Origin of the sequence: Pedobacter psychrodurus, from assembly GCF_032678585.1 — a bacterium.
GTDB classification, from domain to species: Bacteria; Bacteroidota; Bacteroidia; order Sphingobacteriales; family Sphingobacteriaceae; genus Pedobacter; species Pedobacter psychrodurus_A.
The window spans coordinates 208,727-225,900 of the sequence record NZ_JAVTSN010000004.1; the positions used below are offsets into that span (position 1 = coordinate 208,727).

Here is a 17,174-nt window from a genome sequence, read left to right on the forward strand (position 1 = left end):
TATGAAAAAGATAAATATTCATAAACAGGCCTGCTACAGCATGTTTTTACTGGTGCTATTTGCCCTTGTTGCAGGTGGCTGTAAAAAAACAAAAATCGATAATGGCATTCCGTTGCTAAACGTGGGCAATTCAACAGCATCAAGTATCCGTTTCTTTAATTACTATGGTGATGCAGATATAACGGTAAACAATAACCCTTTAACTGCTTATCCTATCGGTAACAACAACGGTGGAGGAACGCCGCTGGGCCTCTCCATCTTTCCGGATGGCACCTGGCATAGCGGGGATGATGCCAGCCCATTTACGCTACCAAACAACCTGGTTGATAAAGACGGGAATGTTCGCGTTAGTATTCTCCCAAGGCCTTCCGCCGGTGCTACAGCCGCTCCTTTAATTGATACTATTGTTACCAATAATATTCAACATCCGCAGGATTTTTACCTGATGCCCGATGGGCATTTTCGCACTCAAAACCGCGACAATACACCCTCTGCCAATCCTCAGAATTTTAAGATCCGGATCATAAACCTGCCCAGTACAATAGATCCGATTAACCTGGGACTGATAGGCCCGGTTTCATTAACCTATGCCGATGGGAGCGCTGTTGGTTCACAATTGAATAACGTGCCGGTTGGGGCAGCCTCTTCTTATATCGAGGTACCATATGGTGCCTACCAGTTTAAGCTTTTTATAGCAGGAGGCGGGAGTATAGATCTTACCAAGCAACTGGCGGAATCGCCGCTTACGCCCTATTATGACCCTTGCAATCCAGCCTTTCACCCACAGCAAGGGATTTCGCCGCGCGTACGTACGTTTAAACCGGGCGGGGTTTACAGTATAGTAGTAACCCTCAAAAAGCAAATGCTTTTTACGGATTGTGGCAGGCAAAATAAATTTACATATGCCAACTCATACCGCGTTATTACCGAGCTTGACCCAGGTGTGAACAATACGTATGCCCGTATGCAGGCTGTTAATGCGTTGCCGGGTAAACAGGTAACTATCAGTGTTGATGGCGAGCCATTAGCGGGCCAGCTTCCATATATCGGTTTAAGTCAAACAGGTAAGGCAGCGCAGCCCGAATATAAAATATACGTTCGGGGAAATCACCATGTTACGGCTAAAGATCAAAACGGCGCTTTACTGGCAGAGGCCGATTTGTTGCTTTACCCATTTGATAATTATACCATATGGGCCTACAACAAGCCCGGCGGTAAACCCGCCATCCTTTTCGAGGCCAATGATATGACAGGTACGCTCTATACCTCCAGTTATCACCCGAATACCTCAATTGGCACTCAGCCCGATGATGGCACAAACGGTGCACCACGGCGCACACAGTATAATTATGCCCTGCAATCCAGGTTCCTGAACCTTTGCCCTGATCTGCCTTATGCCACGTTTACCAATGATCATCAGTTGTTTTTGCCGGTTACAGGTTTCAATCAAGATACGATTAGATATTTCAGCGCGTACGTAAACCTTGCACCGGGTATAATGCCGGCAAGAAACTCATCAATAATTTATTCTTTACAGCCCAGTTCTCCTGGTGATGGATCCGGAGGAGTTGATGCCAACACCGCCAGGCAGATGGTACCCGCTCTCATCAGGGTTGCCCAGTCCTCGCCGGGTAAATTACCAGAGGTGCCGGGTATAATCCTGGACGGCATCGCTCCTGTAAACATGTCAGAAAATTTTATTGCCAATGCCGGGCTTTACTCTGTGCCTCAATTTAAGTTCGCCGAAACAGGGGTATATACGGTAGCGCTGGTAGGAACGCTGGCGGGAACATCGCAAGGCAACAAAGCCCGTCTTATAGTAATTAAACATAACAAATAAGCAAATGAAACAATATAAACTGGTATTATTTTTATTGCTGTGTGCGGCAGGTATGGCCGGGTGCAAAAAATACGACGTTAGCCCCTCGCTTGCCGATCCGGCATATATCCGGGTATTCAATAACCTCTCCAATACGGTCGATGTATTGCATAACACACAAGCCGCCCCATTTTTAACCTTCCTGGTAGATCCTAAAACCGATGCTGCCGGGTTACCGGACGATGCAGCAGTAGTAGGCGATTATTTAACTACAAGGCAGTTGTTCAGCCTTTCATATCCCATTAATGAAGGCAACAGTTCAGTAGGTAACGGTACTATAGGTGGTCAGCTAAACCAGCCCGATCCGCCCGTTTTGTACCCTCAGAATTACGAATACCCGGGCAACGCCCATGTGTTAACAGCAACTGCTATTAATGGGTTCGATCTTTCTGCCTGGGCCCAGATAACATCAGGCAAACATCGCATTATGTTTGTGGTAAGGCCGCAAAACAGTACCCCATTCAAAGGACTGTCAACAGCGCAACGCAGCAATATTTTAGTAGATACAACGGTAACCTTAGAGAAGGGCGAGGTTTATACCCTGGAGGTTGTTTCGCGCGACCTGGATAAGAGTAAATATGGATTATATATCCGTAAAGAGCAGTTCATACACCAGGCGTTTGAAGCCAATAAAATTTATACCGGTTTTGTAAACCTATCGGGTAAAACACCGGTAGATACTAAGTACGGCAGAGATTTTTTCTTCCCTGATAAGGTTAAAATTAACTGTACCTATAACATACACAACGATCCGGCAACAGGAGATGCTTCCGGCAATGGCAGCAATCAGTACTTTGATCCTTTACCGGGGTATAATAATGTTTATTACACCACCCTTACTACCAAAATGGATACGGAGATACCTTACCTGGCATTGCCTTTATTGCCCGAAAGCGCTTTCTTTTACCAGGGGATAATTCGCAGGTATGCCAATTTTGCCAAGTTTGATGCCGGCAATATGCCCTATGTGCAGTTTACCATGGTTGATGCTGATAAGCCGGTTATTGGGGGAGATGGTGTGGATAACCCTACGGATTTTACACTTACTTCATCTCAGGACCCGGCGATATACAATAATTACAATGCTAACACTACGTCTATTTCCAAATATACGCCCAATCTTAACCTAGTTGTAAATACAGGATTCAATTACCATGTATACAGCACGCTGAACATCATGGAAATGGTTTATGACCGTGTTTACCTGATGCAGATACAACGGGATTTTGACACAGTGCCCAAAAATTAAACAGCAATGAAAAAAAACAAATATTATATATTATCCGCACTGGTAATGCTGGTAAGCATACAGTTTGGCTGCTTAAAAAACGCGGACGTACTGCCGCAGGCTTATGCTGATAATCGCCCCATAATTACCATTTTAAAGAATAATTACACGTTCAGTATGCTATATGGCGCCTTGCAACGCACAGGTCTTGATAAAACGCTGGAAGGCAGTGGCCGCTTTACCTTACTGGCGCCGGATAATGATGCCTTTAATAACTCGGGCATCACTGCAGATAGTTTGGCCAAAATAGATATTGCTACGCTAAAAAAACTGATCGGTTACCATATCATTAAAGCAGATATCCCATATAACGCTATCCCCCAGGCAATTGATTTTCCGTACCAAAGCCTGGCTGGGCCCGCAGTTTATTTCTCTGTGCCCCAAACGCAGACAGGGGCAAAAACTGTTCATATCAATGGTGTAACAGTTAAAAAACTGGACGTACAGGCGGTCAATGGATATATCATCGTTTTAAACAAGGTGCTTTATTACCCGGCAGGTAGTGTAAAAGCAATATTGGAAGGCAATCCGCGCTACAGCTTTTTTACTAAAGCCCTAAAAAAATTCGGACTATTCGACCAGTTAGATAAAACGGGGCCGTTTACCATAATGGCTCCAAGCAACGATGCCTTTTTACAGAACGGGATGGATGAAACGGCCATTAACGCCATGGATACTGTCAACTACAAAAAATTTCTGTTCAGCGCGTACATTCTTTCGCCGTACAAATTTTTTGTTAGCGATCTGACTGATGCCCCTTTGGGTAATACAGCTGTTCCCGGCGTTGTTACGCCCGATTTTATCCAGGTAACAAATCCGGGTAATGGGCCCAATCCGGCAACGTATGGTTTGTTTAGTCTCGATTGGAAGGCGATTCAATATTACCAGTTGCCGCCATATTATGGCAACGCCTATATCTATGGGCCGGCAGTTCAGATTAATGAACCCGATCACCTGGCGCTAAATGGCATAGTGCATGGTTTAAACGGCATTGTTATGCCTGTAGACAGTGCCAGAATTCATTAACCATGATTATCACAAAACAATGAAAAAGAAAATACTACATATTTATTTTGTTGCGCTGATAGGAGGTGTTTTTTTAAGCACGTTACTAAGCAGTTGCCTGAAAAAGACCGATCTGGATATCAAACCGTCAACAAGTATGTCATTTGATGGAAAAGACCTGGTTAAGGTAATGCAGGGCGAAAGCTCGGTGCAGTTATTTTACCAGGCCTTTAACAGGCTGGGGCTGGCGGCAAGTGTGACTAACGATAAAGGCTTTACCATTTTTGCCCCTACAGATTCGGCCATGAAAGCCGCGGGTTTAGATGCCGCCGCCATAAATAGCTTCCCGCTTGATTCGCTGCGCAAACTGATCACCGGCCAAATTTCGCCCGGTGCTTACGATGATCTTGCACTGAGCAATAGTGTTACCGCTACCCAGGTACCTACTTTGCAAAGTACAATAGTAACTACGCCTACCGGCGGCCAGTCTGTTGCTTATATCCCTGTTTTTGTAAAGGAGCAGGGTGGCTTGTATTTTAATGGAGTTAAAGCAAACAAAAATGGGGAGGTGATCAAAGCCTCGAATGGCTATTTGTATAAGGTAAGTGGCCTGATAAATACGCTACCTTCCAAAATGTTATATGATTTTATTGCGGCCGACCCTGAGCTAAGTTTATATAAAGAAGCAATAAGGATTGCGGATAGTGTAAGGTTTGAAGGTGAGTTTGGATTTGATGATGGTACCGGAATGGTAACCATGCTAAGTACCATGCCTGTTTCTTACAGGAAAGGGGTATTACCCACAGTGCTGGTGCCTACAAACAAAGCCTTTCGCAATGCAGGGTTTAATACTGTGGATGATTTGCGACAACTGGCCACCAAATATTATGTTGGCTACGATTTAAACACTTTCACCTCTTTTTACTACTCCTCGCTCGATAGCGTATTACAACACCATGTTATTTACAATGCAAAACTTGGAGGGGCAGGCAGCCCGGTATTGGTACTTTATAACGACATGCTAACTCAAGCGGTTAACAATAATGCGTACAATATTTTCTACGGCTTTATTGAGGGCCTTTATTTAAAAATTAATACGCCACTCGTTTTTTCTGCCGCAGGCAATAATGTAAACGTAAAGTGGAGTAATGATCCGGCCATTCCATCGATATCGGTGCCCCGTGACGCATCGCCCGGGCATCCGGTAAATAATTTTGTTGGGGCCAATGGCGCACTATATAAAATTGACAAACTTTTTTATCCGGCAGTAAAATAATATAGCGAAAATGAAGATCATCATACAAAACATAAGTAGATTAAGAAAGCGGTTTAAGCAAACGACTCTTATATGCCTTACCGTGCTTGCAGCAACCGGGTGTAAAAAAGATAATGCAAGCGATAATAATAACACTACTTCTGATGGCAGTACGATTAAATTTGTACTGAACGATAATTTCAACTTCAGCGTAATTAATGGGGCCCTTGCCTACGTTGGAATAACCGACACCCTTGCAAAACCTGGCCCATATACTTTTCTGGCGCCAGATAACAACGCCTTTAGTTTGTTGAATATGCCAACCCCGACTAAAAGCAGCTTTGATTTTTATACGAAAGCGCGATTGACTGATCTGATAAGGTACTGTATTTTGCCGCAGAAAATATCGTTTAAGCATGAGTCCTTAGTTCAGAATAAGCCGCTTTTAACAGCCACGGGCGGGAATGTATACTTAACCAGGTATTTAAATGGTACAGATACGGTAACAACAATAAACGGGTTAAAGCTTACAAGCGCCGATAATGCGGCATCTAACGGCTACATACAGGTATTACCCCAAGTACCGAACCCGGAGACATACAGCAAAGTTATGGATTATCTGCATAATGATACCACGCTAACCCTGTTTGCCGCCGCATTGCACCGCGCCAACCTCGATGTTTCGCTGTTAGCAGGCAAGGATGCTTATACACTGATGGCACCTTCCAACGCAGCTTTTCAAAATTCGGGGAAACTGGGCTTGAATTTGGGTGTCAGCACATTGGATAGCATCTTTAAGGCAGATCCGGTTAAACTGGCGGCTTTCCTCAAATATCATATCATTAAAGACCGTTTTTTTGAAGGAGATCTGTACCGGTATACAGTAGCCCATCCTGACGGGATACAGACGCTTGATGGCAGCAATGTAATTATCGGTGGAAACCCGGCTGGTTTCCATGCCATCACCGTTACAGGCAGGGGTAACCATGGTATACCGGCAGCCATTGCACGGCCACAGTCTGGTAACCAAACGGTTTATTACGCTAATATACCTTGCGGTAACGCCGTGATACACATTATTGACAGAGTACTCATCAAATAAAGCCATTTAAATGAAAACAAAATACTATCATTTTAACAACATGAGGTTATACAAAACAGGCTTTATTGCGCTGATTGTGATCATGCTCCCTGCTTTATTTTTGGCCGGGTGTAAAAAAAACAATGATGCCGGCTTCAACAAAGCCACATCAACTCTTTTCCAATATATTAATGATAACAAACAGCTGACATTGTATCGGGCTGCACTAAAAAGGGCCGGAATAGATAATGCAGAAATGTTTAGCAGCGGCGGCCCGCTAACGGTGTTTGCGCCGGTAGATTCGGCCTTCATCAAGGCTGGTTTAACATTAGACAGTATTAATAAATACGACCCGCAAACCTTATCGGGGGTTTTAAAGTACGGTATGGTTTATGGTAAAGTGAGCAGCGGGAGCCTGGTCGGGTTTTACCAGCAGGATGCAGCCAGTAAGAACGGTACCTACAAACCAAGGGTTAACAAAAACTATTACGGTATTTTCTTTGATGGTATCTCATTGATTAATGGCGGTAGCACAGATCTGAACGATGGCGTTTTACACGAATTAAACCGCGTTCCGTTGCCGCCAACTACCAATGTATTTGCCACCATCAGTAAAACACCAGATCTCACCATTTATACAGCTATACTCAAACGGATCGGTCAGGACGGGGCCTTATCCGTTCCGCCGCCTATTAATCCCAATAATCCTGATTACAGTGATCTAGGCCTTTACTATACGGTATTTGCACCTACCAATGATGCCTTTAAAACATTCGGTTACCCGGATATCCAGTCTGTTGAAAATACCGATGTTTCCGTATTACAACAATTGATAGTTAGAGATACATATTTGCGCCAGGGGAAATTGCTGACATCGGTTTTTAAGGGTGGATATAATCTTAGTAGCGGTTCCGGTTTCTATGTGGAGGCTGATGGGTTTGCCATTTTCACCGCAGGCAATTTATCGCTTACGCATATCATACGCCCGGATATTATCGCAACAAATGGCATAGTACAAGTAATAGACCAGGTAATGGTAGCTCGATAAGTATCAGCACGGTCATTTTATTAAAAACAAATTTTTGGCGTGGCTAAAACTATCCGGCCAAACACGGAAAATTATATTCAAGAGATGAAAAACGTAAAAAAATATTTCATACAGGCCATGCTTTGCATATTAGTTTGCATTGCAGGTACTAAGGTGTATGCCCAGGAAACAAGCGGCGGTTTGCGGGGGCAGGTACTGGACGCGACGAAGCAGCCCCTGCCGGGCGTAACGGTAACAGCGGTGCATACCGCCTCAGGCACACGGTATGCTACAGCAACAGGTAACGACGGGCGCTATAACCTGCCCGGATTACGTGTAGGCGGGCCGTATACCATCGAGGTGAAATTCCTGAGCATGAACACGGAAAACAGGACGATTCAGCAGATTAGCCTGGGCGACCCGCTGACACTGAACTTTGTGCTGACGGATAATACCAAAGCACTAAGCGAGGTAGTGGTAAAAGCCACCAAAAGCAGCCCGAAAGCGAATAACTACGGCGCGGGCCAAAACATCTCCCGCGATCAGATCAGGAACCAGCCTACGATAAGCCGCAGTATAACCGATGTGACCAAACTGGTACCGCAGGGTTCTAAAGACAACTCATTTGCCGGAACCAACTTCAGGTATAATAACGTAACGATAGACGGCGCTGTCAATAACGATGCGATCGGTTTTAGCCCATCAGCAGGGGGGCAAACCGGTTCATCGGGCATGCCGGGTTCCTCAACCCGTACCAACCCCGTTTCATTAGACGCGATAGAAGCCATACAGGTTTATATTGCACCCTATGATGTGAAGATCGGTAACTTTACCGGTGGTAGTATTAACGCCGTTAGCCGTTCAGGTACCAACGATGTGCATGGCTCAGTTTATGGTTTCGGCCGTAACGCCACATTGGTAGGCCCCGACAATACCGGTACAGAGCTTAACAAAAAACTGCCGTCGGCGTTTTATGATTACCAGACCGGTTTCCGCGTAGGTTTCCCGCTGATCAAAAACAAACTGTTCTTTTTTACCAACGAAGAGATAACTCGCAGAAGGGACCCTGTACTGCAGGTAGCAGGCAGCCCGGCAACAATAGGTATCCTGAGCAAACAGGACGCGCAGAACATCATCGACTACTCTATTAAGAACTATAACTTCGACCCGGGCACGGCGGGGCAGTATAACTCCAGCTCCAACTCCATCAAGTTCTTTAACAGATTGGACTGGAACATCAACGACAAGAACCAGCTGGCTATCCGTAACAACTATATCCGCTCGGATGCCATCAATATGGAAAGGGACCAGTTTGATTTCCGTTTCGGCAGCATCGCCTATAAACAGAACAACAACCAGAACTCCACCGTAGCCGAACTGAAAACAAGGTTCAATAATAATTTTTCAAACAATGCAGTAGTAGGGTATACCAATATTCATGATTACCGCACGCCAACCAGCGACCCCTCTTTCCCGCAGGTACAGATAGTAGGTAACACGCCGGGTAGTACCATCTTCTTTGGTACCGACAGGGAGGCATCCATCTTCAATATGAAGCAAAGCACCATTGAGCTGACCGATAACCTGATGTGGAACTTAGGTAAGCATACGCTTACTGTTGGTACCCATAACGAGCTTTATAAGATCAACTACGGCTTTGTAAACGCCTGGAACGGCAGGGTAACCTACGAAAGCATAGGCGACTTTTTAAACAATAACCCCGAACGGGTGCAGGGCAGCTACAACTATACCAATAACAGCCGCGACTATATTCTGGCCAACCCGGGAGCAAAGTTCAACATCAATTTTTATAGTGCCTACGTACAGGATGAGATCCAGGTAACGGAAAAGTTCAGGTTTACGCCCGGCATCAGGTTTGATTATCAGGATGTACCAACCAAACAGATATTAAGTGACAAAACTACCAACGCATTTACAGACCCCAATTTCGGTACTACTTACACCTACACCCCGCTCAACCAGATCACTGGGAACTACCTGGGTAAAATTCAGGTTTCGCCGAGGATCGGTTTTCGCTTTGATGCCAGGGGCGATCAAAGCCTGGTGCTGCGCGGTGGTTTAGGCATGTTTACCTCACGCATACCTTTTGCCTGGTTAGGTTACGCGTTCTACAACAATGGCAATACATACGGATCTTATGATCAGAAAACGGATGGTAACCCGCCATATGTTTTCAACGGTAACCCGCTTAAACATCAACCGGGTACAGGCATAGGCGGCTTCGCTGGTCAAAACGGCCAGATCACCAACGATGTTAACGCCGGTAAAACACAAGTGGACGCGGTTGATAATAATTTTACTATGCCCAAAGTGTTGAGGGGGAGCCTGGCGCTCGATTATAAGGACCAGGCAGGCTTTAAATATACGGTAGAGGGCATCTATACCAAAACCATAAAAGACGTAATTTTCAGGCAGGTTAACTTAACCGATAACCCGACTTATTTTGCGTATGATACAGCCGCTACGCAAAGGAAGCAGCCCATCTTCCCGGGTCAGAATTCCAGAAACCCGCAGTTTGCCAATGCCTATGAAATGTCAAACACCTCGCAGGGATACAGGTACAGCATCACCGGGCAGGTAGCCAAGAACTTTGATAACGGCTTTGGGTTCACAGCAGCCTATACTTATGGTAAATCCAAAGATGTATCCAATGGGATAAGAAACTCCTTTGAGTCCAACTGGCAGTTGAACCAGGCCCTGAATCCTAACGATCCGCAACTGGCAAACTCTAACTTTGACATTCGTAACCGGATTGTGGTGAGTGCAAACTATAGAAAAGCATGGGATAAAATGTGGGTAAGCAGTTTTTCCTTGTTCGTTACGGCGCAGTCGGGCAGCCCGTATACGTACGGATTTGTAAATTACACACCGCAAAACACGCCACAGCAGATCGGACTGGCTTATATCCCGGCAAAAGGCGAATCGGCCAATTTCTTTGCGGCCACGCCAACGCAGACCGTGCAGCAGCAGGCCGATGCTTTTGACAAGTTTATTGACAACAATAAGTACCTGAGTTCGAGAAGGGGCGGCTTTACAGAGCGGAACGCGGCACGTACCCCATGGAATAATAATGCCGACTTTCACTTCGCGCAGGACATCAACTTTAATACCGATAAGGACGCATCAAAACTAAAGACGCTTACCGTCAGCGTAGACATTATGAACTTAACTAACCTAATCGACAAGAATTGGGGTAAAGTGTATTTCTCCCCAAATACTTATAATTCCACCTCAAGCGTAGGATTAATCCCTTATATTCCTGCCAGATCATCACAGGGTTATCCTTTGTATCAGTTTGTGAACCCGGGAGTGCCTTATTCTGTTGACCCACTGGCCTCCAGGTGGCAGATGCAGATTGGGGCAAGGTATACTTTTTAAATTCATAACCGTTCCGGCCCAAGCTGGAACGGTTAAGACCAAAAGAGAGCAAAAAAGAATACTGGCTTCAACGCAGATCCTTTCCAGTTTTGGGAAAATGAAAGAATCTATTCCCTCAAGACTTCTTGAGCTTGCCCAGGGCATTGTTATTGTTCCAAAGCTGATTAATGCAGGTTTTGTGATCGGAGCAAAACGTGGAAGGGGCATTGCTATGGTGAAAAGGGCAGACGGCTCCTGGGGTAATCCTGTATTTGTAACCATTACCGGCGGAAGTGTTGGTCTTTAGGCGGGTGTACAGTCGACTGATCTTGTGCTTGTTTTTACCCATGCCAATAGTCTGACTGCGATCAAGAAAAGCAGCTTTACCCTTGGTGGTGATCTTTCTATTGCGGCAGGTCCCCTGGGACGGAGTTCTGCAGTGAATACAGACTACAAACTCGATGCCGAGGTGTATTCCTATTCCCGTAGCAAGGGGCTTTTTGCAGGGCTCTCGGTAAATGGCGCATCGCTTGAGATTGATGCGGCTGCAAATGCTGTAGTATATGGCAAAGATATGGATGTTGCGGAAATTTTTGCTTCCGGTGGGGATCCTGATGATGAAATAGGAGAACTTAAAGCTGCGATTACCAAAATGAAGTAATTGAATTATTATTTTTAGATCATGAAGAAAATCATTTTAGTTTTACTATTGGCAATTGCAGGCTTTTCAGGCTATGCACAGACCTATCAGGCGATGACCAGCAAGAATAAGACTTATCTTGAAACACTGAAAGGGTTAAGCTATACTTATAAGCAAGGGGTTGTTACCTTGAAGAATAACGAAAAGTACGAATAGGAAGGAGGTTTGAGATTTTATGCGGTTAAGGAATAGAAGGAGGTGAAGTAGGGGCTGATTTACGGAAAAGCCTTATTTGTTGATTGTTAATAATTTGAAAGATAAAACATTCTTATTTTTTTTATATTCGTTAGTCCATAAAAAATATATGAAACGCACGCTCTTAATTCTGTTTACCACGGGTATATTTTCAAGTTGCAATTTTTTTAGCCAATCTGATTCCATATCGCTTATTCCTTTCGTCGATAAAGAAAACAAAAGTGGTTATCTCGACCAGGAAGGAAAAATTGCAATTACACCACAGTTTGCCGAAGCCACAGTCTTTCGGGACGGCTTGGCCTTAGTGCAGATGATGGGACTGGAAGGGAAGTGGGGATATATTGATAAAACAGGGAAAATAGTTATAAAACCAATATACCAAAGTGCTACACCATTTGGCGATGGCCTGGCATGGGTAACAAAGGAGAACTCTCCACCCATGGCTATAACCAAGGACGGTAGTCTGAAGTTCAAATTTCCCAGTGCCTATCAAGTACATGTTTTTTCAGAGAGGTTAGCCGGATACTACGTAGAAGGCGACGGACCAGGCAGATTTGGATTCGTAGATGTTAACGGAGAGATAGCAATTAAGCCACAGTTTGTTAGCGGACAATCTTTTCATAGCGGACTTTGCGCAGTTGAAGGAAAAAATAAAAAATGGGGATATATTGATCCCACCGGAAAAAACATAACCGGTTTCAGGTTTGATCTGGCCGATGACTTTGTAGGGGATCTTGCCATGGTAATGGTGAACGGAAAAGCAGGCATTATCAATAAATCCGGAGCCTACCTGATTTCTCCCAAATACGACAAAATCATACTTTTAAAAAACCGCTTTCTGTTTACCGAAAACAACAAGACAGGCTGGTGCGACCTGAAGGGAAATATTATTGTAAATGCCGAATTTGATGAGGTAGGGGCAAGTGATAATTCTGATATAATGACGGTAATGATGAGCGGTAAATGGGGGCTTGCTGATCATGAAGGCAAAATCCTTGTAAACCCGCAGTTTGATGGCTGCACCTCGTTTATTGGGAAGGTTGCGTTCGTTAAGTCGGGAGGGAAGTTGGGGATGATTGATCAAAAAGGGAGCTACATATTACAGCCGAAGGAAGGATTTGAGCCTGCCGACGATTTATTCGCATATTTATTTAAAGGCGTTGATTTCTTTAACAGAGAGCACAGTATTTCAGGCTGGATCAGAACGGATTACCTCGATTTGGACAAGATTATCAGTGTTGTGAATTTTGAAAAACCCGAAGGTTGCACTTTTAGTGACACTTATGGGACTATACTATCAAGATTTAAAATTCAGCCGCTTCATCTGGAAAAACATTTTCCAACGCTACTTTATGAAAAAAAACAGGTAACCAACGCCGCTGCGTATGGTGTCGCAATGATCACAGAGGATGAGAATATTGATATTAAACAAGCTAAGCCCGATGCTTTTGCTTACTACTTTACCCTTTCTTGGATAAATTCCAAAAAAGCAGAAACAGTTGTCAAAGCGTTTGAAAAGAAGCTTGCACAATACCGGTTACTGAGCAGGGGATATGATGGTAAAAAATATACCAGCATTTTTGAAGGAAAAAGCAATAGGGTGATTTTGAGCTGTGACCGTGAAGATCGTGTCATAGTAATGATTTTAAACTTAAAAACTCCGATCCAGAAGTATCTCCAGTCCCTTTCCTCAAGTATTCAAGAGGATTCAGTAGATATAGACTTAAGTGAGGACAGCGTTGCAGTGGACACAACCGGTTATAATTAAATTTATCAGTATGGATATTCGCCTAAATAGATTTTTAAAAATAATTTCTCCTGCCATTGTTTTTTTTGTATGCTTGAACGTAACTGTTCCATCCAAAGCTCAGGAAACCAAGAAATATCAGTATCATACACTGGGGGGAAATGACAATTATTACAACGTCGCCAGACGTTACGGAATTGATGTCAAGATGCTGATGGATGAAAACGACAATAAAGAATTACATCTCGGTGATGTACTTAGATGGCCCATTGCTGCAACTAGACCAATTCAAAGGGTTGACAAAAAAAGCATTGGCCGACTTCCTTCCGTAATGCCTAAACAGGCCAAAAGAGCAGATGTGCCCACGGCACTTTCTACAAAAAAAATAGATGCGCCACTGTTATCAGAGGGGTTTGATGCAATACATAAATTATGGGACCGTATTTATTAATAGGTGGATTAGGATTTACTCTTGGGCTTAGTAGAAATGCGAGATAAAAAAAACATAGAGTAAATCCCAGCGAACTATTGGAGATTTCACTAAAAGTGGCACTTCACCACTTTTGGTCTGCGATCCGTTTACACCGGAACTGCTAAGACAGCAGGAAAGTGTAGAACGCAATGATGCGTTTAACTATAGTTCTGTATTGGTGCGATTTCAATCTCCCAGGTATCGGGATGAAAGCTTAGCCCACATGGACGTGGCCTAACGATTACATTTGTGCAAGCTTGGGATAAAAGGTGGTAACCGGAAGTCCGATCTGGAACCCCATCGAGCAAAGTTGAATAAGATTACGAGAGAAACCTGTGTCTGAATCATCGGAGTTGCGAAATAGCGAAAGGGACAAATTACGCTATCACCAAAAGGTGCGGAATACCAGACTAATCTGAAAGTATCAAAGTTCCGATTGATATCAGTCAATTCCCTGTGTACAGCAGGAATCTAAGTTCAACGTAAAACAGAATTATGGAACGGAGTAACCACCATACCCGCTCTCAAAGGTCAAACTTTGAGCAGACAGTAGGCCGCATGCGATATGTATGGGGAGGGATTGTTTCAGAAGCAAATGCGAAAGTAATGTTTGGGATAAGCAGACAGAAACACGATTATTTGGAGGATAGAGTTGCAAGTAGCAGTAAACTATATTCCCCGCTCGTTCAGTAACGAAGGCGCGGAGCGCCAGAATATATTACCAAAGATTCGTGTAAATATATCGGTCATAACGAGACCAAGATCAAGCATAATAAATCCAGTTATTCCAGTCTTTTTGAATAATAGGTTTTTAATATAATTTAAAATGGCCTATAAGATTTTCTTACAGGCCATTTCTGTTATAGGCGGGCTGTCTGGATATACCGATTTGGCCCCTTTCCGCCAATTTTTAATTATTTATAAGGCAATGATGAATATTGTTTATAAGGCCTCAAATCAGGGGAACATCCGGTCGCTTCTCCAAAGCCTGGCAGTTAACCATAGGGTTTTATGGTTGCTTTTTTTTAATGAGCTTTCTTTTTTGGCTGGGCTGGGCATCTGCTATATTTTTTGTTCCGGAATGAGGCGGCGTTTATCGCTGGCAGGGGTGTCGGTTCTGCATTGTTGATTTGGTACCAAGATTGATTTTATATGTTTTTTGTTTTGGCTGTTTTCCTGTGTGCCGGGCCATCTGCTCATGTCTTTTGTTAAGAAAAGATGGCGCGTCTGTCCCTGACAGGAAGGGGCTATTTGTGTTGTCAAATTTATTTTAAGGTGCTTAATGGTCGTTTCGCCAAGGTAACTCTCTGTTTGGCCACGGTGGTGTTAGGTTTTATTTTCGGTTGCTTATTTTGTTTGGCTGGATTGATTTGGGGCTTGTCTGCTGATCGGTTCAGGTTAATGATCTGTTATGAACTGGTTTGGAAAATTTATACTGACTGTTTTTATTAGCTTCTGCTGTATGGTCGGGGCGCCTGGGGCCAGGTATTCGGTTTCGGTTTTGTTGGTGCTGTTGGCTAAGGGCTGTTGGGTGCTTTTTGTGGCTGCTATTTTTTTTTGAAGAGGGATAGAAGAAGTAAAAGGAGGAAAGGTTTTGAGGATTTTATGCGGTGGAGGGATAGGAGGAGGTGAGGAGGGGGCGAAAAAAAGGAACTAGCCTGGTAATTCTGTTTGGTACAGTTGGTGTCTGTTATAGTTATGGTTAATTTGATTTATCCTTTTGGTATTGTTCGGCTGTTTTTAGGAAGGTTAAATTTTTTAGTGTTTTCAGGTTTTTTATTTTGGCTGTCCCCTGCGGGCCGGGCCATTTGCTCATGTCTTTTGTTCCAAAAGGATGCCGCGTCTGTCCCTGACAGGGGGAGGTTTATTAAATCTTCATTATTGACTTCCATGCGTCATCACATTAAAAAGGGGATAATCAAATTAATGAGTTAACCCCTGAATTTATGTCCGACTGCGCTATAAATGTCAATCAAGCAATTCCTCCAGATATTTCTCTGCATTCTTAAGTTCTCCCATAAAGATAATCCTACGGTTCCTATCAAGGATTATAGTTGTTGGACAGATTTTGACTTCTACCAGACCGGCGTTATTTGTCTTCTTCTCGATTATGTTTTTAAAGGTATAATTTCTGGATTCCAATGCTTGGAAGGCTTGATTGATCGTATCACTTTTCATTGGTATATTAACGGCCATAATATTTACTCTACCTTTGTAACGCGGATTGTCATATGCCTTCTGGAATTTTGGGAACTCATCAAAACATGGTTTGCATCCGGAAAACCAATAGTCCAACATTATGTAATCCGATTTCAGCTCAGTTGTTGTCAATAATGCACCATTACGTTCATAACCAGTAACAGTCATCTTATTACTTTCCGATACTTTTCCGTCCAAACTATTGTAGTTCATCAGGTTTTGCCACAGTGGGTACCCGAATTTTACCATCCAAAAAGTGATTAAAAAAGATGAGATCAGCACTGCGATTTTTCCGGTGCGAAGAGAGCATATATAAATATATGCCGTGACAGTGCCAAGAATATGAAAAAGCATATCTGGTAATGTCGATAAAGATGTGCTAAAAGAAAAGACGCGGATTGGCAGCTGGATAAGTAAAATTCCCATTGCGGCATGAAAAGCAATACCCTTTACGGGCAATTTGGATTTATTCAAACGCCATATCAGTAATACGAATATGAAATAACAGAACAAACCGATTACGGTACTGTAACCAAGGCCGAAAAGTCTCAAGGGTGAGATGGCCATCTCGAGTATTATCGATAATATGACCACTAAAATTTTTTGCTTCACTTTCATGTTAGTATTACGGTTGTTGTGGATTTAAGTATTCGTAAAGATAATTCTTAATATTTAATACTTCTGCTGATTCAACCTTGACGGGTATTTTCAATGTTTCCTCTGCGAGTATTCTTGCGGCCTTCTTCCGTCCGTTCAAATTGTATAATCTGACCAGTCTTGTCATAAGACGGGTAAATCAGGTATGGCAAACTGACATCACTTATATCCCTATGAAAAAAGGGTTTATGTATATGATGGCTGTTATTGATGTCAAAAGCAGGTATATCTTAAATTGGAGTATTTCCAATACCATGGATGCAGCCTGGTGCACTGAAGTATTAGAGGAAA

The 17,174-nt window shown here is 43.5% G+C and carries 13 protein-coding genes and 1 pseudogene; 13 read left to right on the plus strand and 1 reads right to left on the minus strand.

The window, feature by feature from the left end:
* Position 1: 1 nt before the first annotated feature.
* The 12 genes and pseudogenes from R2S57_RS04405 to R2S57_RS04460 all read left to right on the plus strand — a co-directional run bounded on the left by R2S57_RS04405 (position 2) and on the right by R2S57_RS04460 (position 14,006).
* Positions 2-1,840, plus strand: coding sequence for a hypothetical protein (locus R2S57_RS04405; RefSeq protein WP_316843897.1), 1,839 nt, complete (start codon positions 2-4; stop codon positions 1,838-1,840).
* Between the two features lie 4 nt (positions 1,841-1,844).
* The gene (locus R2S57_RS04410) at positions 1,845-3,128 is read left to right on the plus strand and encodes a hypothetical protein (protein ID WP_316843898.1); all 1,284 of its coding nucleotides are present in this window, start codon (positions 1,845-1,847) and stop codon (positions 3,126-3,128) included.
* A 6-nt stretch (positions 3,129-3,134) separates the two neighbouring features.
* Positions 3,135-4,193 carry a fasciclin domain-containing protein gene (locus tag R2S57_RS04415; RefSeq protein ID WP_316843899.1) on the plus strand — a complete coding sequence of 353 codons (1,059 nt, stop codon included), beginning with the start codon at positions 3,135-3,137 and terminating at the stop codon, positions 4,191-4,193.
* Positions 4,194-4,212: 19 nt separating this feature from the next.
* Positions 4,213-5,448, plus strand: coding sequence for a fasciclin domain-containing protein (locus R2S57_RS04420; RefSeq protein ID WP_316843900.1), 1,236 nt, complete (start codon positions 4,213-4,215; stop codon positions 5,446-5,448).
* 10 nt (positions 5,449-5,458) lie between these two features.
* Positions 5,459-6,529, plus strand: a complete 1,071-nt coding sequence (locus tag R2S57_RS04425; protein ID WP_316843901.1) for a fasciclin domain-containing protein — start codon at positions 5,459-5,461, stop codon at positions 6,527-6,529.
* A 10-nt stretch (positions 6,530-6,539) separates the two neighbouring features.
* Positions 6,540-7,556 (plus strand): fasciclin domain-containing protein, encoded by a 1,017-nt coding sequence (locus R2S57_RS04430; protein WP_316843902.1) that lies wholly within the window; start codon positions 6,540-6,542, stop codon positions 7,554-7,556.
* Positions 7,557-7,640: 84 nt separating this feature from the next.
* Entirely contained in the window at positions 7,641-10,934 is a 3,294-nt protein-coding gene (locus tag R2S57_RS04435) for a TonB-dependent receptor (protein WP_316843903.1), read from the plus strand.
* A 97-nt stretch (positions 10,935-11,031) separates the two neighbouring features.
* The gene (locus tag R2S57_RS04440; RefSeq protein WP_316843904.1) at positions 11,032-11,220 is read left to right on the plus strand and encodes a lipid-binding SYLF domain-containing protein; all 189 of its coding nucleotides are present in this window, start codon (positions 11,032-11,034) and stop codon (positions 11,218-11,220) included.
* A 12-nt stretch (positions 11,221-11,232) separates the two neighbouring features.
* A pseudogene (locus tag R2S57_RS04445) lies at positions 11,233-11,574 on the plus strand (lipid-binding SYLF domain-containing protein); the annotation flags it as partial.
* A 21-nt stretch (positions 11,575-11,595) separates the two neighbouring features.
* Positions 11,596-11,769: a hypothetical protein gene (locus R2S57_RS04450; protein ID WP_316843905.1), complete on the plus strand. Its 174-nt coding sequence runs from the start codon at positions 11,596-11,598 to the stop codon at positions 11,767-11,769.
* A 94-nt stretch (positions 11,770-11,863) separates the two neighbouring features.
* On the plus strand, positions 11,864-13,576 hold the full coding sequence (locus tag R2S57_RS04455) for a WG repeat-containing protein (RefSeq protein WP_316843906.1): 1,713 nt from the start codon (positions 11,864-11,866) through the stop codon (positions 13,574-13,576).
* A gap of 10 nt (positions 13,577-13,586) precedes the next feature.
* Positions 13,587-14,006 (plus strand): LysM domain-containing protein, encoded by a 420-nt coding sequence (locus tag R2S57_RS04460; RefSeq protein WP_316843907.1) that lies wholly within the window; start codon positions 13,587-13,589, stop codon positions 14,004-14,006.
* A gap of 1,989 nt (positions 14,007-15,995) precedes the next feature.
* On the opposite strand, the gene R2S57_RS04465 is transcribed toward R2S57_RS04460, so the two are convergent.
* A complete protein-coding gene (locus R2S57_RS04465; protein WP_316843908.1) occupies positions 15,996-16,844 on the minus strand; it encodes a TlpA disulfide reductase family protein in 849 nt (282 codons plus the stop codon).
* 140 nt (positions 16,845-16,984) lie between these two features.
* Here R2S57_RS04465 and R2S57_RS04470 point away from each other — a divergent pair.
* Positions 16,985-17,174: DDE-type integrase/transposase/recombinase (locus R2S57_RS04470; RefSeq protein ID WP_410479063.1), on the plus strand; the 190-nt coding region annotated here is incomplete at its 3' end.